This is a genomic window from Lysinibacillus sp. UBA6686, from assembly GCF_002455205.1.
Lineage (GTDB): Bacteria > Bacillota > Bacilli > Bacillales_A > Planococcaceae > Lysinibacillus > Lysinibacillus pakistanensis.
On sequence record NZ_DKJS01000022.1, the window covers coordinates 9,773 to 35,691 of the forward strand.

Annotated in this window: 23 protein-coding genes and 1 riboswitch; of the genes, 20 read left to right on the plus strand and 3 right to left on the minus strand. The window is 38.5% G+C overall.

Features of this window, described 5'->3' with window-relative positions:
* Positions 1–368, plus strand: a 368-nt coding sequence (locus B2R82_RS05365; RefSeq protein WP_286923892.1) for a hypothetical protein, incomplete at its 5' end; no start/stop codon positions are given.
* Positions 369–463: 95 nt separating this feature from the next.
* Here the strand turns inward: B2R82_RS05365 and B2R82_RS05370 are convergent.
* On the minus strand, positions 464–1,078 hold the full coding sequence (locus B2R82_RS05370; protein WP_286923893.1) for a TetR/AcrR family transcriptional regulator: 615 nt from the start codon (positions 1,076–1,078) through the stop codon (positions 464–466).
* Positions 1,079–1,382: 304 nt separating this feature from the next.
* On the opposite strand from B2R82_RS05370, the gene B2R82_RS05375 reads away from it, so the two are divergent.
* From B2R82_RS05375 to B2R82_RS05445, 15 genes are all read left to right on the plus strand, one after another.
* Positions 1,383–2,897: a CoA-acylating methylmalonate-semialdehyde dehydrogenase gene (locus B2R82_RS05375; protein ID WP_286923894.1), complete on the plus strand. Its 1,515-nt coding sequence runs from the start codon at positions 1,383–1,385 to the stop codon at positions 2,895–2,897.
* A gap of 22 nt (positions 2,898–2,919) precedes the next feature.
* Positions 2,920–3,681 carry a 3-hydroxybutyrate dehydrogenase gene (locus B2R82_RS05380; protein WP_286923895.1) on the plus strand — a complete coding sequence of 254 codons (762 nt, stop codon included), beginning with the start codon at positions 2,920–2,922 and terminating at the stop codon, positions 3,679–3,681.
* A gap of 17 nt (positions 3,682–3,698) precedes the next feature.
* On the plus strand, positions 3,699–4,883 hold the full coding sequence (locus B2R82_RS05385; RefSeq protein WP_286923897.1) for an iron-containing alcohol dehydrogenase: 1,185 nt from the start codon (positions 3,699–3,701) through the stop codon (positions 4,881–4,883).
* Positions 4,884–5,070: 187 nt separating this feature from the next.
* A complete protein-coding gene (fadH, locus tag B2R82_RS05390) occupies positions 5,071–5,838 on the plus strand; it encodes a 2,4-dienoyl-CoA reductase (RefSeq protein ID WP_286923898.1) in 768 nt (255 codons plus the stop codon).
* 67 nt (positions 5,839–5,905) lie between these two features.
* A complete protein-coding gene (locus B2R82_RS05395) occupies positions 5,906–6,145 on the plus strand; it encodes a short-chain dehydrogenase (RefSeq protein ID WP_283870965.1) in 240 nt (79 codons plus the stop codon).
* Between the two features lie 198 nt (positions 6,146–6,343).
* Entirely contained in the window at positions 6,344–6,784 is a 441-nt protein-coding gene (gene cbpB, locus B2R82_RS05400) for a cyclic-di-AMP-binding protein CbpB (protein ID WP_054770762.1), read from the plus strand.
* 69 nt (positions 6,785–6,853) lie between these two features.
* On the plus strand, positions 6,854–7,741 hold the full coding sequence (locus B2R82_RS05405; protein WP_283872744.1) for a LysR family transcriptional regulator: 888 nt from the start codon (positions 6,854–6,856) through the stop codon (positions 7,739–7,741).
* Positions 7,742–7,913: 172 nt separating this feature from the next.
* A complete protein-coding gene (locus B2R82_RS05410) occupies positions 7,914–10,310 on the plus strand; it encodes a hypothetical protein (RefSeq protein WP_286923899.1) in 2,397 nt (798 codons plus the stop codon).
* On the plus strand, positions 10,303–11,238 hold the full coding sequence (locus B2R82_RS05415) for an ABC transporter ATP-binding protein (protein ID WP_286923900.1): 936 nt from the start codon (positions 10,303–10,305) through the stop codon (positions 11,236–11,238). The genes B2R82_RS05410 and B2R82_RS05415 overlap by 8 nt, the downstream gene beginning before the upstream one ends.
* Positions 11,235–12,080: an ABC transporter permease gene (locus B2R82_RS05420; RefSeq protein WP_283870968.1), complete on the plus strand. Its 846-nt coding sequence runs from the start codon at positions 11,235–11,237 to the stop codon at positions 12,078–12,080. The genes B2R82_RS05415 and B2R82_RS05420 overlap by 4 nt, the downstream gene beginning before the upstream one ends.
* A gap of 12 nt (positions 12,081–12,092) precedes the next feature.
* Entirely contained in the window at positions 12,093–13,493 is a 1,401-nt protein-coding gene (locus B2R82_RS05425; RefSeq protein ID WP_286923901.1) for a hypothetical protein, read from the plus strand.
* A gap of 11 nt (positions 13,494–13,504) precedes the next feature.
* A complete protein-coding gene (locus B2R82_RS05430; protein WP_054770763.1) occupies positions 13,505–14,500 on the plus strand; it encodes an AAA family ATPase in 996 nt (331 codons plus the stop codon).
* Positions 14,497–15,372 (plus strand): DUF58 domain-containing protein, encoded by an 876-nt coding sequence (locus B2R82_RS05435; protein ID WP_286923902.1) that lies wholly within the window; start codon positions 14,497–14,499, stop codon positions 15,370–15,372. Before B2R82_RS05430 ends, B2R82_RS05435 begins: the two co-directional genes overlap by 4 nt.
* Before the next feature lie 11 nt (positions 15,373–15,383).
* Positions 15,384–17,129, plus strand: a complete 1,746-nt coding sequence (locus B2R82_RS05440; protein WP_286923903.1) for a vWA domain-containing protein — start codon at positions 15,384–15,386, stop codon at positions 17,127–17,129.
* Positions 17,113–19,707 carry a VWA domain-containing protein gene (locus B2R82_RS05445; RefSeq protein ID WP_286923904.1) on the plus strand — a complete coding sequence of 865 codons (2,595 nt, stop codon included), beginning with the start codon at positions 17,113–17,115 and terminating at the stop codon, positions 19,705–19,707. The genes B2R82_RS05440 and B2R82_RS05445 overlap by 17 nt, the downstream gene beginning before the upstream one ends.
* A gap of 127 nt (positions 19,708–19,834) precedes the next feature.
* Here the strand turns inward: B2R82_RS05445 and thiW are convergent, their stop codons facing one another.
* On the minus strand, positions 19,835–20,323 hold the full coding sequence (gene thiW / locus B2R82_RS05450; RefSeq protein WP_286923905.1) for an energy coupling factor transporter S component ThiW: 489 nt from the start codon (positions 20,321–20,323) through the stop codon (positions 19,835–19,837).
* Between the two features lie 113 nt (positions 20,324–20,436).
* Positions 20,437–20,544, minus strand: a riboswitch (TPP riboswitch).
* A 75-nt stretch (positions 20,545–20,619) separates the two neighbouring features.
* Entirely contained in the window at positions 20,620–21,816 is a 1,197-nt protein-coding gene (locus B2R82_RS05455; protein ID WP_286923906.1) for an MFS transporter, read from the minus strand.
* Positions 21,817–22,217: 401 nt separating this feature from the next.
* Between B2R82_RS05455 and B2R82_RS05460 the strand changes: the two genes are divergently transcribed.
* The 4 genes from B2R82_RS05460 to B2R82_RS05475 are packed head-to-tail and all read left to right on the plus strand — an operon-like array spanning position 22,218 to position 25,915.
* Positions 22,218–23,396 (plus strand): LuxE family acyl-protein synthetase, encoded by a 1,179-nt coding sequence (locus tag B2R82_RS05460; RefSeq protein ID WP_286923907.1) that lies wholly within the window; start codon positions 22,218–22,220, stop codon positions 23,394–23,396.
* A gap of 14 nt (positions 23,397–23,410) precedes the next feature.
* Positions 23,411–23,764 (plus strand): iron-sulfur cluster assembly scaffold protein, encoded by a 354-nt coding sequence (locus B2R82_RS05465; protein ID WP_286923908.1) that lies wholly within the window; start codon positions 23,411–23,413, stop codon positions 23,762–23,764.
* Between the two features lie 9 nt (positions 23,765–23,773).
* Positions 23,774–24,943, plus strand: coding sequence for a cysteine desulfurase family protein (locus B2R82_RS05470; RefSeq protein WP_286923909.1), 1,170 nt, complete (start codon positions 23,774–23,776; stop codon positions 24,941–24,943).
* A 15-nt stretch (positions 24,944–24,958) separates the two neighbouring features.
* Entirely contained in the window at positions 24,959–25,915 is a 957-nt protein-coding gene (locus B2R82_RS05475; protein WP_286923910.1) for a peptidase U32 family protein, read from the plus strand.
* The last annotated feature ends 4 nt before the right edge of the window (positions 25,916–25,919 follow it).

Below are 25,919 nucleotides of genomic sequence, written 5' to 3' on the forward strand. Positions count from 1 at the left end.
GCAAGCCGAGCGAAAAGGTACTGAGGCGGAGCAGAAAAGCGAGTAAGCCGAGCGAAAAGGTATCGAGGCGGAGCAGCAAAGCGGGCAAGCCGAGCGAAAAGGTACTGAGGCAGAGCAGAATACGTGCAAGCCGAGCGAAAAGTATCGAGGCGGCGCAGAACAGCGGGCAAGCCGAGCGAAAAGGTATCGAGGCGGCGCAGAAAGCGAGCAAGCCGAGCGAAAAGGTATTTAGGCGGAGCAGAAAAGCGAGCAAGCCGAGCGAAAAGGTATCGAGGCGGAGCAGGAAAGCGAGTAAGCCGAGCGAAAAGGAACCGAGGCGGAGCAGAAAAGCAAGTAAGCCGAGCGAAAAGATATCGAAACAGAACTGAAAAAATGGAGTAAACCATCAATTTAGTAAAAAATAAAGCTCAAGCGAAACTGAAGTCCAGAGACGCCTAAGCTTTCTATGACAGATATGTGATGACTAATTGTTTTTTAATTTCATTCCATCCAAGACGATTGCTGTGAATTGTGCCATTTGGGTAGCTAAATCAAAGTTTTCATTATGGATTAACCAATCGTAGACATTTGCTCGCATGCAGCGTTGAATGATTGCCTGCATTTGTGTTATTTGTAAATCTGGTCGAAACTCTCCTTGCTGAATTCCTTCTTCAATGTATGAATTAATAATTTGAAAAATTTTTCGCTGTGGGCTGATTAAATAATGTTCTTGTTCTACATGATTTGTCATCGCAGCAGTATATACTGTCCGTAGTAAATCTTTTCCTACCACATTTGTTAAATAGTTCATTTGCTCTTCATACAGTATTAATATTTTTTCACTAGCTGGTAAGGAACGGTTAATGCTCTTCTCTACAGTACTATAAAAACTATCCAGTTCTTTAAATTTTTCTAAAATCACATCGTATTTAGATGGGAAATGCGTGTAAAATGTTCCTTTTGATACATGACATGCCTTTGTTATTTGATCAATCGAGACGTGCTCAAATCCATGTTTATTAAAGAGCTCTAAAGAAGTTTTTAATAATTTCTCTCTTGTTTCCAGTGCCTTTTTTTGTCTATTAGTTAGTGATTCCATAGTTTCTTGCATTTCCTCCGTAAAATATGTTCCGTCTAAAAAATTAGAAAAATTAAATTTATAATTGACGAAGTGGGATTTATTTGATTATGATTTAATTGACCGCAGTCAATGACTTTGGTCATCCAATATATCTTGTTATTCATGTTACGATAAATTGCTTCAATTGGCTAGTGCACAGTTTATGAACAACAAAATATTGTAGAAAAAGTAATTTATTGAAAAGTCAATCTAACATCTTTGGTTTTTGAATTTTTGGAATAATCGGAAATAAGAGCGGGGATTTTAAAGGAGGATAAACAATATGACAACGGTACAAGAGGTTAAAACATTAACGCATTTTATTGGTGGGGAGCTAGTTGATGGGAAAAGTGGACGTTTTGGTTCAGTATTCAACCCAACTACTGGAAATATTATTGCAAAGGTGCCATTAGCGACTGCTGAGGAAACGCGTGAGGCTATTGCAAAGGCACAGGCAGCATTTCCGCAATGGCGAGATACATCGGTGTCTAAACGTGCTGAAATTGTCCTAAGATTCCGTAATCTTATTACAGAAAATATTGAGGAGCTGTTGCAGATTATTTGTACAGAAAGCGGAAAAACTTTGGAAGATGCCAGAGGAGAAATTACACGAGGTTTAGAGTCCGTTGACTTAGCAATCGGTGCACCACAGCTAATGAAGGGGGAGTATTCCGTAAATGTGGGCGGCCAAATTAATGCTTATTCGGCAAAGTATCCTTTAGGTGTAGTGGCGGCAATTTCACCCTTTAACTTTCCAATTATGGTGCCTTTAGCACAAACAAGTATGGCTATTGCTGTTGGGAATGCTGTTGTGTTAAAGGCATCCGAACGTGTTCCGATGACTGCTTTATATGTCAGTGAGCTGTGGAAAAAGGCAGGATTACCTGATGGGATATGGACTGTGGTAAATGGGGATAAAGATGTAGTGAATGAACTATTAGAAAATCCAGCCGTACAGGCAATTTCTTTTGTTGGATCAACACCAGTTGCAAAATACATCTATGAAACAGGTGCTAAATACGGAAAAAGAGTGACAGCACTAGGCGGTGGTAAGAATAATATGGTGGTTATGCCAGATGCTGATCTTGAGCAGGTTGCGAATGCCTTTATTGGCGCTGCATATGGAGCAGCTTCTCAACGCTGTATGGCTATCTCAACAATAATGCCTGTTGGAAAGGATACGGCAGATCGACTTGTCGAAATTCTAAAAAAGAAAATTGCTAACTTAAAGGTTGGATCCTATACAAATCCAGAAACAGATTTCGGTCCAGTTATTTCACAGCAATCAAAGGAGGCAATAATTGCTGCGATTAATCGAGGAGAAGCGGAAGGTGCCACAATAGTTTGTGATGGGCGAGACCTCGATATTGTAAAAGAATCAGAAGGGTTTTTTGTTGGGCCAACATTACTTGATAATGTAAAACCAGGGATGGAAATTTATGAGCAGGAAATATTTGGTCCAGCTCGTAATGTTGTACGTGTGGATTCTTTAGAGGAAGCTATCCAACTTATTAATCGACATGAGCTTGGAAATGGTGTAACAATTTTTACGAATGATGGGCTTGCAGCTCGAAAGTTTACAACAGAAATAGATGTTGGAATGGTCGGTGTAAATGTACCAATCCCAATCCCTGTTGGATATCATAATTTTGCTGGATTTAAAGGCTCTCGCTTTGGTGAAGGGCATATGTTTGGACCAGATCAGGCACGTTTCTTTACAAAAACAAAAACAATTTCAGAGCGTTGGATGACTGGCCATACTACTTCTACATTTGCGTTCCCAAGCAATAATGATTAGAGCAGGGATTGGAGGGGCTATAGTGAAAGAAAAAACTGTCTTTATTACAGGTGCAGCTCGTGGCATTGGTCTAGCAATCGCGCAGGCATTTGCAGAACAAGGTGCGCAGGTAGTCATTACTGATAAGAATACAGAACTTCTACAAAAGGCAATCCAACAAAATCCTCAATTGACAGCCTACACATGTGATGTGACAGATGAGCAGGCAATATGCGATGCGATTGATTTTACTGTTAAAAAATTTAAGACTATAGATATTTTAGTGAATAATGCTGGGTTTCAACATGTTTCTTTAATAGAGGATTTCACTACAGAAATTTTCGAATCCATGCAAAAAGTAATGCTAGTTGCACCGTTTGTTGCTATGAAGTACGCATTACCACATATGAAGAAGAATAATTATGGACGTATTATTAATATGGCCTCTATTAATGGTGTTATTGGCTTTGCAGGTAAAGCAGGATACAATGCAGCAAAGCATGGTGTGATCGGTCTTACGAAAGTAGCAGCGCTAGAGGTTGCTACCAATGGGATAACAGTGAATGCAATTTGTCCAGGATATGTGGATACAGATTTAGTACGTCAACAATTTTCGGATTTAGCTAAAACGAGAGGGATAGAAGTAACCGAAGTATTGGAGCAAGTGCTTTATCCCCTCGTTCCTCAAAAACGTCTACTCGATGTAACTGAAATTACAGGTCTTGCCCTTTATTTAGCGAGTGATATGGCAAAGGGTGTCACTGGGCAAGCACTAATCTTAGATGGTGGATATACAGCACAATAGCATAGGGAGGGAGAACTATGATTCAAACAAAAACAATCTTTACTGTCCATTCGCCAGCAACTATTGTATATGGACGAGATGCCTTTGAGGAAGTTGGGGTGTATGCAAAAAAATTAGGGAATAAAGCACTTATTATAAGTGACCCTATTATGGATAACTTAGGTTTTGTCAACCAATGTCGCACATATTTAAAGGCGCAAGGATTGGAAGCTGTGTCATATTTGGGTGTAACAACAGAGCCAGTAGATACGTATGTTGCTGAAGGACAAGATGTTTTGCAAGCCGAAGGCTGTGATGTCATCATTTCGGTTGGGGGTGGAAGTTGTATTGACACTGGGAAAGCGATTGCCGTTGTGGCGACTAATGGTGGCTATATAGGGGATTATATAAAAATGCAAAAAATCGCAGAGCAAGCACCTATCCCTCATATTGCAATCCCGACTACAGCAGGCACTGGCTCTGAGGCAACGGATGCAACAGTTATTACAAATACGCAAAATGATGTAAAAATGATGATCAAGCAACCTGCCTTTATGCCTACCATTGCAATTGTTGATCCCGTATTAACGGTTACCTCTCCCCCTGCTATTACTGCAGCGACTGGTATTGATGCTTTGAGTCATGCGATTGAGAGTTATTTATCTCGCTTAGCACATCCCTATTCGAATGTGCTAGCATTATCAGCGATGGAATTAATCGTCAATAATCTGTTTAGGGTATATGAACATGGTGATGATCTTGATGCACGGGAGGCCATGTCGCTAGGCTCCTTGCAGGCAGGCCTATCATTCTCTAATGCGTCTGTTGCTTTAGTGCATGGAATGTCTCGACCAATTGGAGCTTTATTCCATGTACCTCATGGAATATCCAATGCTATGCTTTTACCAGTAGTTTTGGAGTTTTCTAAGGATGCCTGTATTCATCAACTTGCAGACCTCGGCGAATTTTTCAATAAGGATGGTAAATTATTAACGAAGGAAGAGCTTGCAGATTTAGCGATAATTTCTATTAAAGAGATGTGTAAAAAAGTGGGCATCGGTAATTTAAAACAATGGGGAATTGAGGGAGATGCCTTTTATGCGGCTATCCCAAAAATGACTGTTGATGCAATTGCTAGTGGAAGTCCAGGCAATAATCCTAAAATACCTACAGAAGATGAGCTAAGAGAACTTTATAAAATAGCCTATCATTATGAGTTTTAGTTAATCAAGTGATGGAGAGAGTTTTAAATTAATTGCTGAATGACGAACTATTCAAGAGTCTTGAATGGTTCTTTTTATGTAAAAGAACAATTTACCCTGACTATTTGCAGAATTAATATGACATATCCGAGAAAATATAGTAATATTTATATGAATCATCATTCATTTTTGTGAAGGGGGAAATGGTATGTTGCAGGGGAAAACAATTATTATTACGGGTGGATCAAGTGGGATGGGACTATATATGGCTAAAAACTTTGTTGCCGAGGGAGCGAATGTTGTTATCACAGGCCGCAATGAAGAACGTTTAGCAGAGGCAAAGGCCTTTATTTTAGAGGCTGGAACTTCAATTGAGACTTTCCAAATGGATGTTCGAGTTCCAGAGCATGCAGAGGCGATGCTAGCATTTGCTGTTGAAAAATTTGGACAGGTTGATGGGCTTGTGAATAATGCTGCTGGCAATTTTATCGTACGCGCGGAAGACTTATCACCGAATGGCTGGAAGGCTGTTGTTGATATTGTGTTAAATGGTACATTCTTTTGTTCTTCTGCTGTTGGTAAGTATTGGATTCAGAATAATATAAAAGGATCCATTTTGAATATGGTGGCAACTTATGCATGGAATGCTGGCGCTGGCGTTGTTCATTCAGCGGCTGCTAAAGCGGGCGTCTTATCGTTAACGAGAACACTAGCTGTTGAATGGGGAAAACAGTACGGGATTCGAGTGAATGCAATTGCACCAGGTCCAATTGAGCGTACAGGTGGTGCAGAAAGGCTTTGGGAGTCAGAGGCTGCAGCCGCTCGTACATTAGATTCTGTACCATTAGGTCGTACAGGAACCCCTGAAGAGATTGCTGACTTGGCAACATTCATCCTGTCTGCTAAAGCTAGCTATATGAATGGTGAATGTGTGACGCTTGATGGTGGACAATGGCTTAATCAGTATCCATTCTAAACAAAATAATTTGCATAATGAAGAGTCGGATTGACGCATACTAAGGGTAAAGAAAGGAGTTTTGCCAATGGGTATGTGGTTAATACCGGCTCTTATTGCCATTACAATCATTTCCGTTATTTCTTTTGTGTCAACACTAAGGATTGCGAAAATGACCTCTGAACGAAAGTCTGAAAATGATACACCAATTTCAGAAACGGTTGAAGAGTATGCAACAATGCTAAATCCTATTGTATGGGTTTATCTCATTTTTTTACTTTTTTTAGGTGGTATGATTTTTTATTACTGGAGTCAGGCAGGCTATTAAAATTGGTATCTTCATTCAGATGCATGTCTGAATGAAGGTCCCATCTTATGACTTAGTTTAGTTCAAAACATTAAAATCATTCGTGGTTCTTTAAAAACTCTTCTCTACCTTGTCGTGGTCATAAAAGGAAAAGTTATGATATGATAAAAAGGAAGCACCCTGTTCTTCATAGTAAGAACAGTAAAGGAGAAGAAGTTCATGATTTCAACTAACAGCAAAGACTTATTAGCAATGCCAATTAGTGATTTTATTATTTCATCTGAAAAGGTTGCACATGTACAAAGTGGGAATAGTGCAGAGCATGCACTCCTTGTACTTACACGTACAGGGTATTCGTCGATACCTGTTTTAGATTTGAAATACCGACTTCAAGGGCTACTAAGCATGAAAATGATTACAGAATCCATTCTTGGACTCGAACATATTGAATATGAAAAGCTTCCTGATATTAAAGTGGATACAATTATGGAGAAAGATATTGCCGTATTAAAGTTAACAGATACTTTTCAGCGGGCTCTCGATTTAGTGATTAATCATGCCTTTTTATGTGTTGTGGACGAAGAAGGTACATTTGCAGGGATTTTAACGAGACGTGTGATTTTAAAGCAATTGAAAAAATATATTTATCTAAAAGAGTAGTAGGGTAAGAGGGGGACTCAGATGAAAATCATGAGACCCTCTTTGCTTGTATTGGAGGTTTACTGATTGATGGCAACAGAAGCTGAAATCTTAAAAGTATTAGCTGAGGAACGCAATATGCGAAAGGCAGCAGAACGTCTATTTTTATCCCAACCAGCGCTTTCTCAACGTTTGCAAACGATTGAAAAGGATTGGGGAGCGCAGCTATTTATTCGTTCGCAAAAAGGATTGACGGCAACACCTGCTGGAGAGCTAGTGATTGGCTATGCCACAGAAATGCTAAGTAAAAAAGAAGAGATTTTTGAAACAATCCAATCATTGACAACAAAAGTAAATGGGACATTGAAAATCGCCTGTGCTTCGATTGTTGGGCAAAACTGGCTACCTAAAATATTGAAGGATTTTGTAGCGAAATATCCTGAGGCGAAGATCTCGCTTATGACAGGCTGGAGCTCTGAAATTGTGAAAGCACTGTATGAAGGAGAGGCTCATGTGGGGATTGTTCGTGGACAGGTTGATTGGAAGGGAGAAAAAATTCATCTTTTTCGGGATACCCTTTATTTAGTTGATAAGGAATTAAAAACAATTGAAGATGTACTTTCTACAGAGCGACCTTTTATTCAATTTAAAAGTGATTCTAATTATTATCAGGAAATTCAACAATGGTGGCAGCAGCATTTTGCTTCAAATCCTAGACGACAAATTTTGGTTGATCAAATTGAAATCTGTAAACAAATGGCATTAGACGGTATTGGTTATGCAATTTTACCCTCCATCACTTTAAATGATCATGATGGTATTAATAAAATAGCTCTTACAAATAATGAAAAAGAATTTGGTTTAACGCGCGATACATGGTTAATAGGGTATGAATCCTCATTTGAATTGCGGCAAGTAGAGGCTTTCGTCGAAGTGGTACAAGATCATGCACGATGCTTGTTTGATTACTTGAAATAGAAAAGATAAAGGCAATCTAGAGTAATAGCGAAATTACTTTCTGGATTGCCTTTTTAATTCTTAAGAGTTTATGAATATTCATGAAGATGTCATAAGAAATGGAACAAAATTCAATTTTAAACGTATAATTATGTAACCATTAATATTTATAGACAAAAAAGGGGTTGAGCTTTTGAAAAAAACGAATATCACGGCACTCGTATTCCTATTTATGCTTGTTATTAGCTTTCTTCTACCTGTGGAGCAGGCAAAAGCAGCTGCAACGTTAGAGGTACAAGCTAAGGTAGGAATTACAGGAAAAGCAAAATATCAATCACTAGTGCCACTTCAAGTAACCGTGAAAAATAATGGTGCAGATTTTTCAGGAGATATGGCTATTAATGCTTCTAGCTCCTATGCAGCTGCATCCGCACTAGTATTGCCGATTGATATTGCAGCAGGAGAAGAAAAAACATTTGATTTTTATTTAGATGGTTTAGCTGATTATTCAGACGCAGATTTATTTGCCTTTTATGAGGGAAGCATTGAAAAGGGGAAAAAAGTTGATTATAAAGGAACAAAACGAATACAAGGTAACTTTTTAGATCCCTCTTCTGTATTTATTTATACGCTAACAGATAAAAGTGATCGCTTATCAGCATTTTTACGCCTGTCTCAATTTGCTACTCAAAACAATGTTGAGGTTTTTAATTTAAAGCAAATAAAAAATTTTACATTACCTGAAGATGCGCAAGGCTTTGCAATGGCGAACATTATTGTCATCGATGAAATTGCCATCGCTGATCTATCGGAAAAACAACAACAGGCTTTATTTAAATGGGTACAGGACGGCGGTACTTTGTTAGTGGGAGCTGGTGATCAAGTAAATGCAACAGCCGGCATATTTAAGGATCATTTACCACTCACATTATCACAGCAATTGACAACCGTTTCCGCAGATAGCTTATCAAAAATATCAGGTGGGGGTATTTTTTCACAACCGATATCTGTTTTTGCAGCAACTGGAAATGAAGGAAGTTCACCGATATTAACAGACAATAATACCCTTCTAGCATCTAAGAAAAAGATTGGTAGTGGAGAAATTATTCAAACTGCCTTTTCATTAGGAGATCAACCGCTCGCTTCAATGGATGGCTATGCAACATTAGCAGCAAAATTACTGGATATTCAAAGTCTTTCTCAGCAAGGTATGATGGTGCGCGGTCAGTCAACAATGGATCGACTGGCTTATGAACTGAATGATGTAAACGAAATATTCCCATCCTTCGAAGTATCTGTAAGCTATATGTTAATCGTTATCATATTATATATTTTAATTATTGGACCGATTTTATATTTTATCCTAAAGAAAATAGACAAGCGTGAACAGGCATGGTGGATAATTCCAATTATGTCAGTTGCGTTATCAATTGTTTTGTTCATTTTCGGTGCGAAGGATCGAATTGTACAGCCACAAATTCAGCAATCAGCATTTTTTAAAGTGAATGAAGATAGTAGTTTAAATGGCTATTATGTAGAATCCCTACTAACAAACAGAAGTGGTAATTTTGTTGTGAATGCAGATAAGGATACTAGTGCATTTGCGCTTCGTCGAAATAATGGTTTCACAGGAACAAGTGGAAATTTACATGAATCATCTTACATTAAAGAAAATGCAAATGGCTCTACTTTAACTTTACGTGATTTAAACTATTGGTCCGTTCAGTCCTTTGCAGGAAAAACATCGGCGCAAAATATTGGCAAAATGGATATCGATATAACGTTAAAAAATGAAAAATTAACAGGGACAATTAAAAATAATTTTCCGTTTGCTTTAAAGGATATTACCTTAATCTCTGGTATTAAAGAAGTTAAGCTGGGAGATATAGAGGCGAATGGAACTCTTAAAGTAGATAAAGAGTTAACGGCGACTGTTCTTCAAAAGCCATCTACATTTACGAGCTACAATTATAATTATCCATCGAAGAAGGAAGAAGTAAATCCACTACGAATTGAGCGGATGCAAACTTTAGCACTGCCACTAGTTGAAAATGATAAGAGACCAGTTATAACTGCATGGGCTGAACAAGCCATTGCTGGTGTGGAGCTTGAAACAAGTGCCAAGATGTCACCTATTTCTTATTTTATTCAGCCGTTTGATGGCAAAGTAGAGCTATCAGGGCCATTTACGATGAAACGTAACAACTTTTCGTATTCAGTAAATCCTCAATCCGCTAATGCGTATTACGATAAAATAGATGAGCAATTAAATAATTGGTATATGTCAGATGGTTTATATGAGGTATCCATTGCAATGCCAGATAACTTTATGAAATCAGTTCAAACATTAAATGAACTAACTGTTTCAAATAAGGATGTTAAGCGTATGCAATTGTCGATTTGGAATAATGAAACGAAAAATTATGAGCCATTAGTAGATACAAAACAAGTATTTACAGAGAACATATCAAAGTATTTCAATGAAAATGGCGAGTTGCTTATGGAGATTAAATTTGGGCCAGATCAAACAGGTGAGCAAACAAAATTACCAGATGTAGAGCTGAAGGGAGTGGCGAAAAATAATGATTGAAATTCGTGATTTGACGAAAAGATATGGCTCCTTTACAGCTTTAGATCATCTAAATCTAACATTAGAAGAAGGCGTTGTTTTTGGATTTGTTGGTGCTAATGGAGCAGGGAAATCCACTACTTTCTCGATATTAGCGACCCTGTTGTCTCCAACTTCTGGCGATGCACTTATTAATGGAAAGAGTGTCATTAAAGAACCAAAAGAGGTACGAAAGCAAATTGGCTATATGCCAGATTTCTTTGGTGTGTATGATCAATTAAAGGTGGATGAATATTTAGATTTCTATGGTGCTAGCTATGGAATAGGTGCTGCTGAACGAAAGGTCCTTATTCCACAGCTACTTGAACTTGTGAATTTAACAAGTAAACGTTATGAATATGTAGATTTATTGTCGCGTGGGATGAAGCAACGTCTATGCCTAGCACGAGCTCTTATTCATGACCCAAAGGTATTAATATTGGATGAGCCTGCCTCGGGATTAGATCCACGTGCACGAGTAGAAATGCGAGATATTTTGCGAAATCTAAAATCAATGGGCAAAACGATATTAATTTCCTCGCATATTCTACCAGAGCTTGCAGAAATGTGTGATGAAATTGGCGTTATTGATAATGGAAAGCTTATTGCTCATGGCAATGTCTCTTCCATCCAGGCCCAGCTACAAGGTGAGAAACGTATTGTTATTAAGGTTACAGATCGAGTAAATGAGGTACGTGCTTTCTTAGAGGAGGACCCTTTAATCTCCTCGATAGATGTAATAGATAATCGCCTAGAAATAGCCTTTAATTATCGGGGAACAGATGCAGATCAAGTAGCACTCTTAAAAAAGGCAATGCTAGCGAATTTACCTATTTATGCATTAAGTGAAGAGGAAAAAGATTTAGAGGATGTCTTTATGGCGATTACGAAGGGAGCGGACAATCAATGATGGAACGATTTTATAATCCGGTACTCGTAAAAGAATTGAAGTTACGCTTCCGTTCTTTTAAAAGCTTCTCAGGATTGATGTTTTATTTAGCAGTACTTTGTATTTTTATAGCAGGATTTCTTCTATTAACGACTGGATTCACCGGTAGAGGCTTCTTTAGACCAGATACAAGCTTTATGATGTTTGCAGTATTAACTATTTTGCAGATGGCTCTGGTACTATTTATTACACCGAGCTTGACTGCTGGTGCCATTAGTAGTGAAAGGGAAAAGCAAACATTAAATATTTTACTAACAACAACACAAAGCTCTACACAAATCATTATTGGTAAACTTCTCTCTTCAGTAGCATTTTTAGTATTAATGCTAATCGCAGGGCTACCTTTATATAGTTTAGTATTTTTATTTGGTGGGGTATCACCATCTCAGTTAATTTCAATATTTTTATTTTATCTAGTAACAGTAGTTGCAATAGGTAGTATTGGGGTAATGTTTTCAACCATTACCAAAAGAACAATCGTTGCCATGATTGCAACATATGGTTCAATTATCTTCTTAGGTGGTATTACGGCATTTTTCTTCTTTTTAACAATGGCCTTCCATCAGTCGGGGAATACCATAGGCACGAATACCTCCTATATGACATACTTCTGGGCGTCCATTAACCCAGGTGCATTGATGTTAACACTTATTTCACCAGAAATGGGAGACGCGCTTAGCGAACTTTCAGGCGTCAAATTACCTGTTTGGATTACGTATTTAATAGCGTATATCTTGATTATCGTTTTATGCCTAACAATCGCCATTAAAAAATTACGTGCCAACATGAAAAGTAACCGATGAGGAGGAAATCTTATGGAGCGTCGTAAGCAATTACGAAAATATATTCAACGTGCAAAGACGAGTTTAACAGTTGAAAGAAGTATTCCCATTGCACAATACGGTCTGTTTTTTGCTTTGCTTTCGAGTGCTTCTCTTGTCCTCGTCTCCAGATTATTTGTATGGCCATTTTACAGACAAACAGCATTAATAGTCTTTTTTGTGGTTGTACTAGCGTCAGGCATATTTATATGGTGGAAGCGTGCTAAAGAAAAGGAAGCATTGCATAGACTGGATGATTATTTTTTACACAATGAACTAGTGACAGCCTTATCGTTTCAGGATGATAAGGATCCACTTATACAATCACTGCTCACAAAAGCGGTACAAAACGCTGAAACATCCTTTACAAATTTTAAAGCGAGAAAAAAACTTTTATTCCGTCCAAAGGCACTAAGTGGAATTTTTGTGTCGACCGTTGTACTGGCAATTTTATATTTGTTTCCATCAGCCACACAAATGGAAGCCATTGAGGTAGAGCAAGAAAAGGCTGTTATCGAGGACGTTAAGAAGGAAGTTGCCAAGCTTGAGAAAAAGGCTCAAACAAAAGACGTGAAAGAGCAGCTAAAAGAATTACAAAATACGTTAAAAGAGGCAGAAACGGCTGAAGAAGCATTACGGGAAGTCGTGAAAAAACAAAAGGAGCTTGCCTTAAAGGAGCAGCAATTAAAAGACAAGCAAACGACTAGCCAGGATGGTAACACGGAAGGCAATCGTTTATCGGAGGAAGATGTTGAGCAGTTGAAGGAGCTTGCCCAAATGCAGCAAGAGCTAACACAAAATGCTAATACTACTCAGACTGCGATGAGCAAGCTTGGAAAACCAGCAAGTAATACATTGCAAAATGCTATTGCGAGTGCCAATAATGCTAATAACAGTCAGCAAAGTAATGCCAATTCGAGCCAAAATCCATCGGGGAATTCACAGTCAAGCAATCAACAAGGGCAGGCAAGCCAGCAAAGCCAAAGTAATTCTCAAAGCAATTCCCAGCAGTCAAGCAATAGTCAGGGACAAGGAAAAGGTAAGGGTCAAGGACAGGGTCAAGGACAGGGTCAAGGTCAAGGACAGGGTCAAGGACAAGGACAAGGACAAGGACAAGGGGCAGGAACGGGCCAGGGTAGTCGTTCTTTATTAACGACACCAAATCGAATTGGAGGCTCTAGTGAGACATCAGTGGACGGTGGTGCACTAGGAGATGGCTCACATGTATCAGAGCAGCAAGGAAATGGACCAATAACTAAGGGAACTATCCGTCCATATGAGGAAGTAATAGGGTCCTATAAGGATAGCTATATTGAGAGCTCGGAACGATTACAATTACCGAAAGATTTACAAAACGTCGTGCAATCTTATTTCACGTCAATAGAGTCGCAGTAGGAGGAAAAGAAATGGCATTTACAGAGCAACAGTATGTTGAAATGAGTATGAAATTGCAGCAGGTGAAGGAAGAAATTCATCGCTTTATTGTCGGTCAAGAGGAAGCAATCGACTATACATTGTACGCGGTTCTAGCTGATGGTCACGCATTACTAGAGGGGCTACCGGGCTTAGGGAAAACGATGTTAATTCGTACAATTTCTGAGGTACTTGATTTGTCGTTTTCACGTATTCAATTTACACCTGATCTTATGCCAGCAGATATAACCGGAACAAGTATGATTGAACGTACAGCAGACGGTAAACAGCAGTTTACATTCCAGCCAGGTCCGATTTTTAGTCAGATGGTGTTAGCCGACGAAATAAATCGTGCAACACCTAAAACTCAAAGTGCATTGCTTGAGGCTATGGGAGAAAAGACGGTTACGATTTTAGGGGATACAAAAAGGATGGCTAAGCCCTTTTTTGTGCTAGCTACGCAAAACCCGATTGAGATGGAGGGAACTTATCCATTGCCTGAGGCGCAAATGGACCGTTTTCTATGTAAAATACTTGTACCCTATCCTGAGAAAAGTGAGCTAATGGAAATTATGAAGCGTACAACAGGTGCTCAGGAAATTGGCCTACAAAAAATAATGAATACAGAGGCACTTATTGAGGCACAGCAAATGGTAAAGGAAATACTGGTTGCTGATGAAATGCTTGAATTTGCAACGGACTTAGTTGTCGCTACACATCCTGAAAGAGTCGATGCTATTGACGAGGTCAAGCAATATGCGATGTATGGTAGCGGTCCACGTGGTTTGCAAAGCTTAATAAAGCTAGCGAAGGCAAGAGCACTCATGAATGGGCGCTTCCATGTTTCTGTAGCCGATATTAAATCTGTAGCGAAGCCAGTATTACGTCATCGTATGCTGCTGAATTATGAAGGGGAGGCTTCAGGAAAAACAGCGGACGATGTGATTGATGTTATTTTAGAAAAAGTACAGCAAGGTGTTAGCAAGTGACGCAAAAAATACTATTACCTGAAGATTGGTTAGCGAAAATTAGTCGCTTCCAATTAGCGACGGCCTCCAAATTGCGAGGGCAGCATAAAGGCTCGCACCGTTCGCAGCGCTTCGGGGCATCACTCGATTTTTCAGATTTTCGTGAATATCACTTAGGTGATGATGTACGGCAGGTCGATTGGAACGTATTTGCAAGAACGGATAAATACTTTATAAAAAGATTTTTAGATGAACAAGAGATGCGTGTACACATTTTGCTAGATACCACTAAATCCATGGGGGATGATACTAAATGGACATTTGCTCGTCAAATTGTTGCTTCTCTTGGGTTAATGGTGCTTGGTCGTGATGATCGTTTATCCTTTTCTTTTGTACAAGATGAGATGAAACCACCATTTCGCCGTAAAGGCGCCATGTATCGACGCGCTTTTTTACAAGTCATAACGGAAATACAAGAAGCTGATTACACAGGAAGCTTTGCACAGGGAGCTTTAAGAGCATTACCAAAAGATAGTACAGTGCTATTTATTGTTACAGATGGACTAGAGTCAATTGAGGAATGGGAGCAACTGTTAAAGAGATTACCACGGTATGCTGGGGATGTCCGTATACTACAAATTGTCACGGAGGAGGAGCTCTCTCCTAATTACACTGGTGATGTCCGCCTATTAGATCGTGAGACTGGCAAAGATGTCAACGTCACAATGTCCTCTAAAGTTTTAGACGCATATACGGCACGACGTTTATTACATGAAGAGGAATTCGAAGCTATTTGTCGACGCTTTGGTGTTCGAAAATTACAGCTTAAAGTGGAGGATGGATTACAGCATGCCATCTTTCAGCAATTATTAAAAGCACATTGGATTAGGTGAGGTGAGCCGTATTGGGCTTTAGTCAAATACTTTTTAGCTGGACGGCCATCATCCCGGTCATAGTCCTACTATATTATTTCTTTCGAAAAAAATATATCGATCAAACCGTATCTTCTACACTTTTTTGGTCGGAAATTATGCAGGAAACGCGTGTATCACCATACTTAAAGCAACTACAAAAAAATGCTCTGCTCTTTTTGCAACTTCTAGCACTTCTTTTATTGGTACTAGCCCTTATGAACCCTTATGTTAAAAAATCAACAATTGTAGGTGCACAGACAATTTTTATTGTAGACACGTCTGCAACAATGCTTGCGGGGAAAGAGCAGTCAACATTTGATGCACATAAAAAGGAAATGTTATCTTTGGTGGGTCAACTGAATGGTAGACCTGTGACGCTTATTACAACAGGCAATACACCGAAAGCTGTGCTACAGCAGGTGACAAACACGAAAGATATTGAAAAAGCGATTCAAGAGCTGGAAGTAACCTATGAAACAGCGCAAATGAATAAGGCACTTGATGTGGCACAGGCTTTTGTTGGAGATATACCAACATCCATTTATGTATTTACTGATGCGCTTGATAAAAAGCACTTACCAATGGAAAAAGATACAGTGAAATGGATTGTAAAAGGCTCTGCTAAAGATTTAAAGAATGTTGCGATTACACGTTTTGCTGCAACTACAGATGGTCAAACCACAATGGCATTGGTGCAACTACAAAATGATACTGATTTGGAGCAAAGGACTACTCTTTTGTTACAAAATGCAGAGAATAATAAGGTAGTGTCGGAAGATATTACATTGCCTCCTAATGAAGCTGTGACAAAAACTTTCAAAGATTTACCGCTAGAGGATACATTGACGGCTACCATTGCTGTAGATGATGATTATACAGTCGATAATTCACAAACAGTTTTACTACAAACAACAACCTCAAAAATAGTGGTCGATCAAAGTTTGCATCAACTCATTCAAAAAGGCTTTCAAACAATTAATAGCAGTGTCAAGATTATTCCGTCTTTACAGATAGCTGATAATCAAGAAGCGACCGTAGTAACTAACCAAACAGCACTGCTCGGAAAGATGGACAAACCTATAGTATTATTTGGTCGTGATGATGCCGAAAAAATTGAAGCAAAGGGCGAAGTAAATACAACAAGTGATGCATTGTTTGCATTTAGTGAGCTAAAAGATATTTATGTTAGCACTGTATATCCTGGGTTTGATAGTTATCAAACAATTGCATCGGTTGGAGATCATCCCTTTATACAACGTTCTCCTAAAGGTGATCTTGTCATATTAGCTGATATTGCAGATACAGATTGGCCTCTGCACCCTTCATTTCCATTATTTTTGTGGAGTGCGGAACAACAACTGTCAGAATCGATTGGTTCACTTGGTATTTTTACGCCGAACGAGCAGCGCGCAGTTGCTTTGAAACAGGGTGATTGGAGTGTATATTCGCAGGACGATCAGTTTTTATCGTCCATAACAAATGGCTTATTAACAGCTCCAATGAAGCCAGGGATTTATACAGCACGTTCAGAAGGTGAAGAAAAGCGCTTAATTGTCCAGCTTCAAGCACAAGAGCGTGTTATCCCAAAAGGAACTAGCTATACATTAGGAGAGCTCAAAGAAAATGGCAAAGAAGAAATAGCAAAAGCTTCACTTGTACCTTGGCTTATTCTTCTTATTTTACTAGTACTTGTAATAGAGTGGGAGGTGCAACGACGACGTGGATTTACGAATTGATATGCCATTAGCATTGTTGCTTTTACTCCCAATATTAATGTATTTTGGTTGGACCTATTGGCGAGAGCGTCAGCGCTTGAAAAAGAGCCACATCACAGTGCTAGGAATTCGTATTCTAGCAGTCATTTGCTTAGTTTTTGCACTTGCAGGTCCTTATATTTTATTACCTATAAAGGAAGAGCAAATATTATTTATGGTAGACCGTTCAGCTTCTATGAATGGCACAGACGGTGAGATGACTAATTTTATAGAGGAAAGTTTACAGTCGAAAAAGGATGAACAGCTTGCAGGGATTTATTCTTTTTCATCAACACTGCAGACAGAAGCAATTTTATCGAAGACATTAAAGGAAGTGCCGAAGTTTACAAACATAGAAGCAACAGATCAAACAAATATTGAACAAAGTCTACAGCTTGCTTCGGGGATTGTTAATTCGAAAAAGGCAACACGATTGGTACTTCTAACAGATGGTAATGAAACAAAGGGCAATGCCTTAGAGTTTGCCTCGAAATTTAAAGGGTCCAATATAAGCGTTGATGTTGTTCCATTTCATCAACCAGTTTCTACAGATGTATCATTGAAAAGCTTTGTAACCCCACAGGTTGCATATGTGGGTGAGCAGCAGCAATTAGTTACAGAAGTTCATGCAACAGCGGCTAATAAAGGTGAGCTTCTATTATATGAAAACGACAAACTTGTTCACCGGGAGGCTGTAGAGCTTGCACAAGGCTCCAATGTATTTACCTATAAACATACCGCTACAGCAGAGGGGCTTGTAAAGTATGAAGCTGTTGTACAGGTAGAGCAGGATGCCATATTTGAAAATAATAAACTAACCAGCATTACAATGGTGCAAAGTGAACCACATTTACTAATTGTTAATGGTTATGATAGCGCATCACCTATAGCAGCCGCTCTTGGTAAACAATCCATTTCCTTTAATGTTGTAGATGCTCAAAGTTTGCCAAATGAGCTTTCAAGTTATCTACAGTACAATGCCATTATTTTTGACAATGTGCCAGGACATTTAGTGGGCGAGGCCAAAATGAATGTGATTGAGCAGGCAGTCAAAAACTTTGGCGTTGGCTTTACGATGGTAGGGGGCGAAAATAGCTTTGGCTTGGGCGGCTATTTTAAAACACCAATTGAAACTTTACTACCTGTTGAAATGGAGATTAAAGGAAAAGAACAATTGCCTTCATTAGGACTGGTAATCGTGCTTGACCGCTCTGGCAGTATGTATGGATCGAAGCTAGAGCTAGCTAAGGAGGCGGCGGCTCGTTCTGTCGAAATGCTACGAGATGAAGATACGCTCGGCTTTATTGCCTTTGATGATCGACCTTGGGAAATTATCGAAACAGGTCCACTTAACAATAAGGAAGAGGCTGTGGATACGATTTTATCCGTAACGCCAGGCGGTGGGACAGAGATTTATGGATCTCTCGCAAGGGCCTATGAAAACTTAGCAGATTTAAAGCTACAGCGTAAGCATATTATTCTATTAACAGATGGACAGTCACAGTCAGGAAATTATGAAGACTTAATCGCTGAAGGAAAAGAGAATGGTGTAACATTATCTACTGTAGCGATTGGACAGGATGCAGATGCCAATTTACTTGAAGCGCTTAGTGAAATGGGTACCGGACGATTCTATGACGTTGTTGATGAGCAGACAATACCTTCTATTTTATCCCGTGAAACGGCAATGATTTCACGCACATATATTGAGGATAATCCCTTCTATCCAACCATCTACAATGCATCTGGTTGGAACACGTTATTTGCAAATGGTGTACCTCAAATGAATGCTTATATTGGAACAACAGCAAAGCAGGGGGCCTCTGTCATTGCTGAAAGCGAGAAAGAGGATCCAGTACTAGCGCAGTGGCAATATGGTCTTGGTAAGACATTTGCCTTTACTTCTGATTCGACAGGTAAATGGACAGGTGACTGGGCAAGATGGCAGGATTGGGGAACGTTTTGGCAAACACTTATTTCACAAATGCTCCCAAGCTATAATGATGTTGCCTACGACGTACGTTTAGAATCGGATGGTTCATTTGTTATTACAGATCCTACCAATGAAGCAGCTTTTTTAGATGTTGTAGCTGTCAATGAAGCAGGAGAAGAACTTGAAACACAGCTTGAGGCTATTTCAGCCTCACAGATTCGGGCAGTTGTGCAAGCGGAGCCAGGGTTAATTTTCTTCCGTATCGCTGATGAAGATCAAGCTATTTTTCAAGCGGGTATAAGTGTACCTTACAGTGCTGAATATGAGTTACGACCTGTAAACGATAAGCTGGTGGAAGAACTGACAAAGCAAACGGGTGGCTCTGTTTTGAAAGAACCGAAGGAGGTATTTCGTGAATTTACGAAGAAAGGCGCAGATCGTCAAAATATAGCAACATGGCTTATATTAGCAGGTATGTTACTGTTCTTCATCGATATTACAATCCGACGCTTTGGCTGGAGCTTCTTTGCTAAGTCGAAGAAAAAAGAGCAGCTTGTTGAAAATAAAACCACACAGGCAGAGGATACAAATGTTGCTCAGCTATTAAAGGGCATGAAGAAAAGATAATTTGGATTAAATGACAGTGCAAAATGATTGATTATTTTGCACTGTTTTTTCGTTTTAAAGTGAAAAGGAAGAAGCTTTCGTTCAAAGGGAAACCCTGCTCAAGAGGGAAATCCTTGCTCTGAAAAATTTAACGAAAATTTTTAATAAGTGCAGTATTTCGTAAACTATTAGCAATTGCTACACCAAAAATAGCACCAATAATACTAGAGGTTAAAAAGGCAGGCATGAAAAACATTGATGCTACGGATGTCCCCATTAAGATATATGCATATGGTACGGCAATGAGGGAGGCGATAATGCCAGTTCCTACTATTTCACCAACGCCCGCTAGCCAAGGCATACCACTGTATTTATAAGCCAGTGCTGCACAAAATGCGCCAATGACACTGCCAGGAATGGCTAATAGGGAGCCTGTCCCTGTTAAAATACGAATAATCGCTGTAGTAAGGGCAATGATAATAGTTGGTATTGGTCCGAGTAGAATGGCACCGATGACATTGATGGCATGTTGTATCGGATAAGCTCGCGCAATCCCTATTGGAATTGAAACGAAGGTAGAACCTGCTATGGCAATTGCCACTAATAAGGCCATGATGGTTAATTTTCGAACTGACATAAGTTACACTCCCTTGAAATATAAAATGAATTGTTATCTCTGCTAAACTGGCAAGCACAAAAAGGCCGCTCCCTGAAAACAATAGGAAGCGGCCTTGCATTTACATATCAAAAAGCAAGATGTCGCCACTTCCCTCCGCTAGTATGAACTAGATCAGGTTCAAAGGGTCCGTATATGGTCATATACGTCTCAGCCTTTTAAAGACTCCCCTAGTGGTAATAATTATTCAATTTCTGTTTAGCATTGTAACAACATAAATGTATCATACTACTAATAATAGTCAATAACTTTTCAGATTATTTGGAATCAGGCTGCATAAGATGCGGCGCTTTTTTCATTGTCCAGATAAGGGCAAGGAAGAAGCAAGCCATTAAAATAATAGCACCAAATATATAAGGGCTATTCATATTCCAATCAAATAAAATACCCGCCAATGCTGGACCAATCATATTGCCAAGACTCATATAAGCATTATTCAGACCTGCTGCAAATCCTTGCTCATTTTCGGCAAGCTTGGAGATCAGTGTGTTAACAGCAGGACGAATTAATGTTGTGGCTGTCGAGAAGATTGTCGCAACAACTAAAATAAGGGCAAACCCAGATACGAATAATATTAAGTAGATCGATATGGCTGCAATAAATAAATTGACTAATACGACCTTCATTTCACCATAACGATTAAAGAGTGGTGTAATAACAAACATTTGTACAACTACACCAAAAGCACCACCCACTACTAAAATAATAGCAATATCCCCAGGTGTATAATGAAACTTTTCTGTAACAAATAATGATAAAGTCGTTTGGAAATTAGCAATTCCGAACGAGAATACCATCATAATAATGAGCATAACAAAGTAAGGCATATGTACTGAACGTACCATTTGTTTCGCGAGATTGTCTTGCTTATGCATTTTTTGTGCTGCGTTTGGTTTGGTAGATGGTAATAAAAAGAACGATAAAATAGAAGCCAAAATAGCCGCAGCTCCAGCTGTATAAAATGGAAAATGTAAGCTAACATGTGATAAGAAACCACCAATACCGGGTCCTATCATAAAGCCAAGAGACATGGCAGCACCAAGCATCCCCATCCCTTTTCCACGTTCTTCATATGTTGTAACATCTGCGACAAATGCCATAATAGGAGGTGCCACAAAGGCTGATCCAAGGCCACCTAAAAAGCGTGCTAAGAAGAGCATCCACACTTCTGTAGAAAGTCCAAAGCCGATTTGAGCAAGTCCTGTTAGTATAAGTCCGAAAATAATAAGATTTTTTCGACCATACTGATCCGAAAGATTCCCAGCAATTGGAGAAAAAACGAATTGAGCGAAGGCGAACGTTGCAATAAGCATACCTAGAACTTGTCCTGCAGCACCAAATATTCTTAAATACTCGGGCATTACAGGAATAATAATCCCAATACTCCCCATTGCGATAAACATATTAAACATTAAAATATACAAAGCCGCCTTATTGGACTTCTGCTGGGTCATCGAATACCCCCCTTTTTCTAATCAAATATAGTACAGTCTATCACAAAGAAAAATGGTTTGCTAATAGTTAGGATTACACGAAATAGTGGACCAATGGTTTATTCTTAAACTACTAAATGATAAATATTTTGCAATAATAATGTAGTGTTCAATTTGTAAATTCCACAAGTTTTTTTGTGGAATTTACTTTTTTTCTTGTATTGAATTAGGGGTTACACCATTTGTTCTTATGTTAATCTTTTTATGTCAACTATATTACAAAATTTGTAATAATTAGTGATTGATATATGGTTGATGTTCCTTTAATAATTCCTGTGTAACGGCTTCCTTTTGGTTCTTTATTAGGCAATCAAAAGCCGAGAATCCGAGAGAAATTGATATTAAAAAGGAGAGGAAATGAAATGGTAACTATTCAAGCAGCAATGGAAAATTTAAGAGAATTAGGTATTAATCCAGTTACAGCAGTCATTGGGTCAACTCAACAGTTATTTCAGTGGGATGAAGAAAAAGTTAATGAATTAAAGGGTTATTTAATCTCTCAAAATTTTAAATATCATTATGAAAACAATAGCTTTTATCGAATGCTGTGCGAGGATAGCGGTATAACACCTGCAGATGTACAAAGTTTAGATGATATACAAAAAATCCCACTTATTCCGGTGACAAGCTTTAAAAGACCTGATTCTCATTTATTACTATCAACATCTTTAGAGAATATTGAATTTGAAATGCGAAGTACAGGAACTAGTGGTATCCCAAGTATATCAAGAAGGGATGCGGAAACATTAAACAATTGCGTATTTAGTATATATGCAATGTATAGAGAGATGTTCGCCTTCTCTCGTGGTGCTGGTCTCTTCCTATTCCCATCTCCAGAAGAAATGCCAGAAATGGGAATGGTAAAAGTACTAAATATGCTCTCAGGTTTGTTTGATGCAACACGATGTCTTGTTAAGAGAGCATCCTTCAAACCAAAAGAGGCAATAGAAACTTTAGAAAAATGGCAAAACATTCATACGTGTCACATCATAGGACCACCATTTTTAATTTATAAATTGGTCAATTATTTAAAAACAAATAATATTCATTTGAAGTTGGATCAAAAGACGATGATTATCAATCTAGGGGGCTGGAAACGCTTCTCTGGTATGGAGATACCTCGAGAACAATACAATAAAGAATGTGCTGAATTTTTAGGTATTCCTGAAGAAAATATTAGGGATATGTATGGATTAGTTGAATCGAATATCTTAGCTATCGAGTGTGAGAAGCATTCTAAGCATGTACCACCTTGGGTTCATTTTTCATTAAGAAATCCCAAAAATTTAGCTGAAGAGGTACCACAAGGAAAAAGAGGTGTTTTAGCAATATTTGACCCTACGTCCTTGTCATATCCAGGATTTATTCAAACTGAGGATTTAGTGTATTTAAAGAAAGAAAATACATGTGAATGCGGAAGAAACGGTCAGAAGGTGGTATACCTTTCTAGAGTAGCAGGTGCAGAAATTGGTTGCTGTGCCATTAATTTAGAGAAGCATATGGATGCCGCAGAAGCTAAAAGCGAAATGGCAGAAGTATAAGAAAGGATCTAAACATGTACAATTCTATCATTGTTGATTATTTTAGCAACCCTCGACATTCAGGTGAACTAACCGATGCAAATATGGAATTAAAAATTGGTAACTCTGTTTGTGGGGATACAATTTTCATGAGTGTAAAGGTAGAAGATGGGAAAATATTCGATGCAAAATATAAAGCCTATGGTTGTGCAACATCTTTAGCAACAGCTGATATATTTGCAGAATTTATCATTAATAAATCAATAGAAGAAATTAAGCAGCAACCACAACATGAGATTGATAAAATGCTAGGGGAGTTGGAGCCTCCTCAAATGCATTGTTTAAATATTTTACATGAGTTATTTGAGCAAATACGTTCGGCAGCTTAGGAGGCTTTTATGATAGGAAGGTATTTTGATTATAATGCCACTACTCCTCTTCGGGAGGAAGTGGCTTCTACTATGATAGAAAATATAATGCTATTTGGAAATCCCTCTAGCACGCACTCCTTTGGACAGTTAGCGAAATTAAAAATGGAAGAGGCACGCTCACATGTTGCCACATTAATTAATGCAGAAGAATCAGATATATTTTTTACTTCTGGTGGTACAGAGTCGATTAACACTGCATTGAAAGGATATTTCTTTTCAAAGGATAAACGCCCATTTCATATCATCACTTCTAAAATTGAGCATGCTGCAACCTTGGAAGTATGTCGATATTTATCTACCCTGGGTGCTGAAATTACCTATTTACCTGTTGATACTAATGGCTTCATTGCTATTGAAGATTTAAAAAACGCTATTCAAGAGAATACAGCGCTTGTTTCAATCATGTTTGCCAACAATGAAATCGGCTCAATTCAACCAATTCAAGAGATGGTGAGAGTAGTTAAGAATATCAATAGCAATATAATCTTTCATGTTGACGCTGTACAGGTGATTGGCAAAATCCAGATAGATGTTCGGGATTTAGGAGTGGATGCATTATCGATGGCTGCCCATAAAATATATGGTCCTAAGGGCACAGGTGCATTGTACTTGAAAAACGGTGAACGTAAATTAGATCAGCTTCTTCATGGCGGTGGGCAAGAAAAAGGTTTTCGTGGTGGCACAGAAAATCTATTAGCTATTATTGGTTTTGGTAAAGCCTGCGAAATGGCAAAAGAAGAGCTAGAGCATAATGCTAATAAAATAATCGCATTAAGATCCTATTTCCTAGATAAATTAGAAAATTCGATTGAACACTATGAAATTAATGGGCCTGTGTTAGGTGAGGATTTATTACAAAATACTATTAATTTATCTTTTCTGAATATACGAGCAGAAGCATTAGCTGTTCTATTAAGTCAAACATATGGTATTGCAGTATCTATTGGCTCTGCCTGTAGTGCTGATAAGGCTAATTTATCTCATGTATTGTTAGCACTCGGCCTGTCTGAAGATCGAATAAAATCGTCTATTCGTATTAGTTTTGGTAATTACACGGACTACAAGGATATTGATTATTTTATGGAAAGTCTAAAAGCATCTGTTAACCGTCTACGAAGTATGCTCCCTGTTGGATAGAAAGGAAGCGATAAGATGGAGAATTTAAAAATCCTAGCACCTGTGCGATCAAAATTTATGATGGAAGAAATGATAGAGGCAGGTGCCAATGAAATATATTTTGGCGTTTCAACACCGCTTTTTCAACAGCTATCATTTGATAACAAATTTCAAACAGTAGCAGATTACCCTGCTCACTTTTCAGATTGGGAGGAAATAGACGACATAATTGCTTTAGCAAAAGCAAACAATCTTAGAGTTATATTTATGGCCAATACGCCATACATCCCAACTGGCTTTGAAAAAGACTATCAAAAGCATGTTTATAGAGCACTTGAAAAAGGTGTAGATGCTATTACAATATCTTCAATACAATCCTGTCATTTACTTAATTCTTTGGAAAAGAACATCCAAATTATTTCAGGTTCACAATTAGCACCAGTTAATAAATATGGAGCAGAGCTATTGAAGGAATCAGGTGTCAAAAGGATAACATTGTCGCAATCAATGACATTAGAAGAAATTCACGAACTTCGGGATTTAGAGATGGAACTGATGATTACAGGGAATTTTGGCACTGGCAGTATGGCTGGGAACTGTCGTTTATGGGAAAGCCCAAATAATCTTGAAATTGGGGAAGGGATCAGAACTCTATATCGAGTTTTATCTCCATTAAACACACACAGTAATCAGCAGCATTTTTTAGATAGTGCAACTGATTGTAGTTTGTGTAATCTAGAAGATCTAGCTTCTGCTGGTGTAACTGCCATAAAATTCCTTGGAAGGGAAGCTCCTAATCCAGTGACATTAGCGATGGTTGTGAATATGTTTAATGAATGGCGAGAAATGGGTATTTCAGGCTTAACAATAGATCAAAAGATGAAAATAACGGAGCAGGAGCAGCTCATGTGGGTCATGAAATGGGTACCACGCTTTTGTGAAAAATGTCGATGTACTTATAAACCAACTGCAATTACAAAAACATACATTTAGGTGA

Coding starts and splice junctions, on each gene's coding strand:
- B2R82_RS05370 (WP_286923893.1), bottom strand. CDS start 1,078: ATGGAATCACTAACTAATAGACAAAAAAAGGCACTGGAAACAAGAGAG.
- cbpB (WP_054770762.1), top strand. CDS start 6,344: ATGATTTCAACTAACAGCAAAGACTTATTAGCAATGCCAATTAGTGAT.
- B2R82_RS05430 (WP_054770763.1), top strand. CDS start 13,505: ATGGCATTTACAGAGCAACAGTATGTTGAAATGAGTATGAAATTGCAG.
- B2R82_RS05405 (WP_283872744.1), top strand. CDS start 6,854: ATGGCAACAGAAGCTGAAATCTTAAAAGTATTAGCTGAGGAACGCAAT.
- B2R82_RS05375 (WP_286923894.1), top strand. CDS start 1,383: ATGACAACGGTACAAGAGGTTAAAACATTAACGCATTTTATTGGTGGG.
- fadH (WP_286923898.1), top strand. CDS start 5,071: ATGTTGCAGGGGAAAACAATTATTATTACGGGTGGATCAAGTGGGATG.
- thiW (WP_286923905.1), bottom strand. CDS start 20,323: ATGTCAGTTCGAAAATTAACCATCATGGCCTTATTAGTGGCAATTGCC.
- B2R82_RS05385 (WP_286923897.1), top strand. CDS start 3,699: ATGATTCAAACAAAAACAATCTTTACTGTCCATTCGCCAGCAACTATT.
- B2R82_RS05420 (WP_283870968.1), top strand. CDS start 11,235: ATGATGGAACGATTTTATAATCCGGTACTCGTAAAAGAATTGAAGTTA.
- B2R82_RS05395 (WP_283870965.1), top strand. CDS start 5,906: ATGGGTATGTGGTTAATACCGGCTCTTATTGCCATTACAATCATTTCC.
- B2R82_RS05460 (WP_286923907.1), top strand. CDS start 22,218: ATGGTAACTATTCAAGCAGCAATGGAAAATTTAAGAGAATTAGGTATT.
- B2R82_RS05425 (WP_286923901.1), top strand. CDS start 12,093: ATGGAGCGTCGTAAGCAATTACGAAAATATATTCAACGTGCAAAGACG.
- B2R82_RS05455 (WP_286923906.1), bottom strand. CDS start 21,816: ATGACCCAGCAGAAGTCCAATAAGGCGGCTTTGTATATTTTAATGTTT.
- B2R82_RS05470 (WP_286923909.1), top strand. CDS start 23,774: ATGATAGGAAGGTATTTTGATTATAATGCCACTACTCCTCTTCGGGAG.
- B2R82_RS05415 (WP_286923900.1), top strand. CDS start 10,303: ATGATTGAAATTCGTGATTTGACGAAAAGATATGGCTCCTTTACAGCT.
- B2R82_RS05465 (WP_286923908.1), top strand. CDS start 23,411: ATGTACAATTCTATCATTGTTGATTATTTTAGCAACCCTCGACATTCA.
- B2R82_RS05475 (WP_286923910.1), top strand. CDS start 24,959: ATGGAGAATTTAAAAATCCTAGCACCTGTGCGATCAAAATTTATGATG.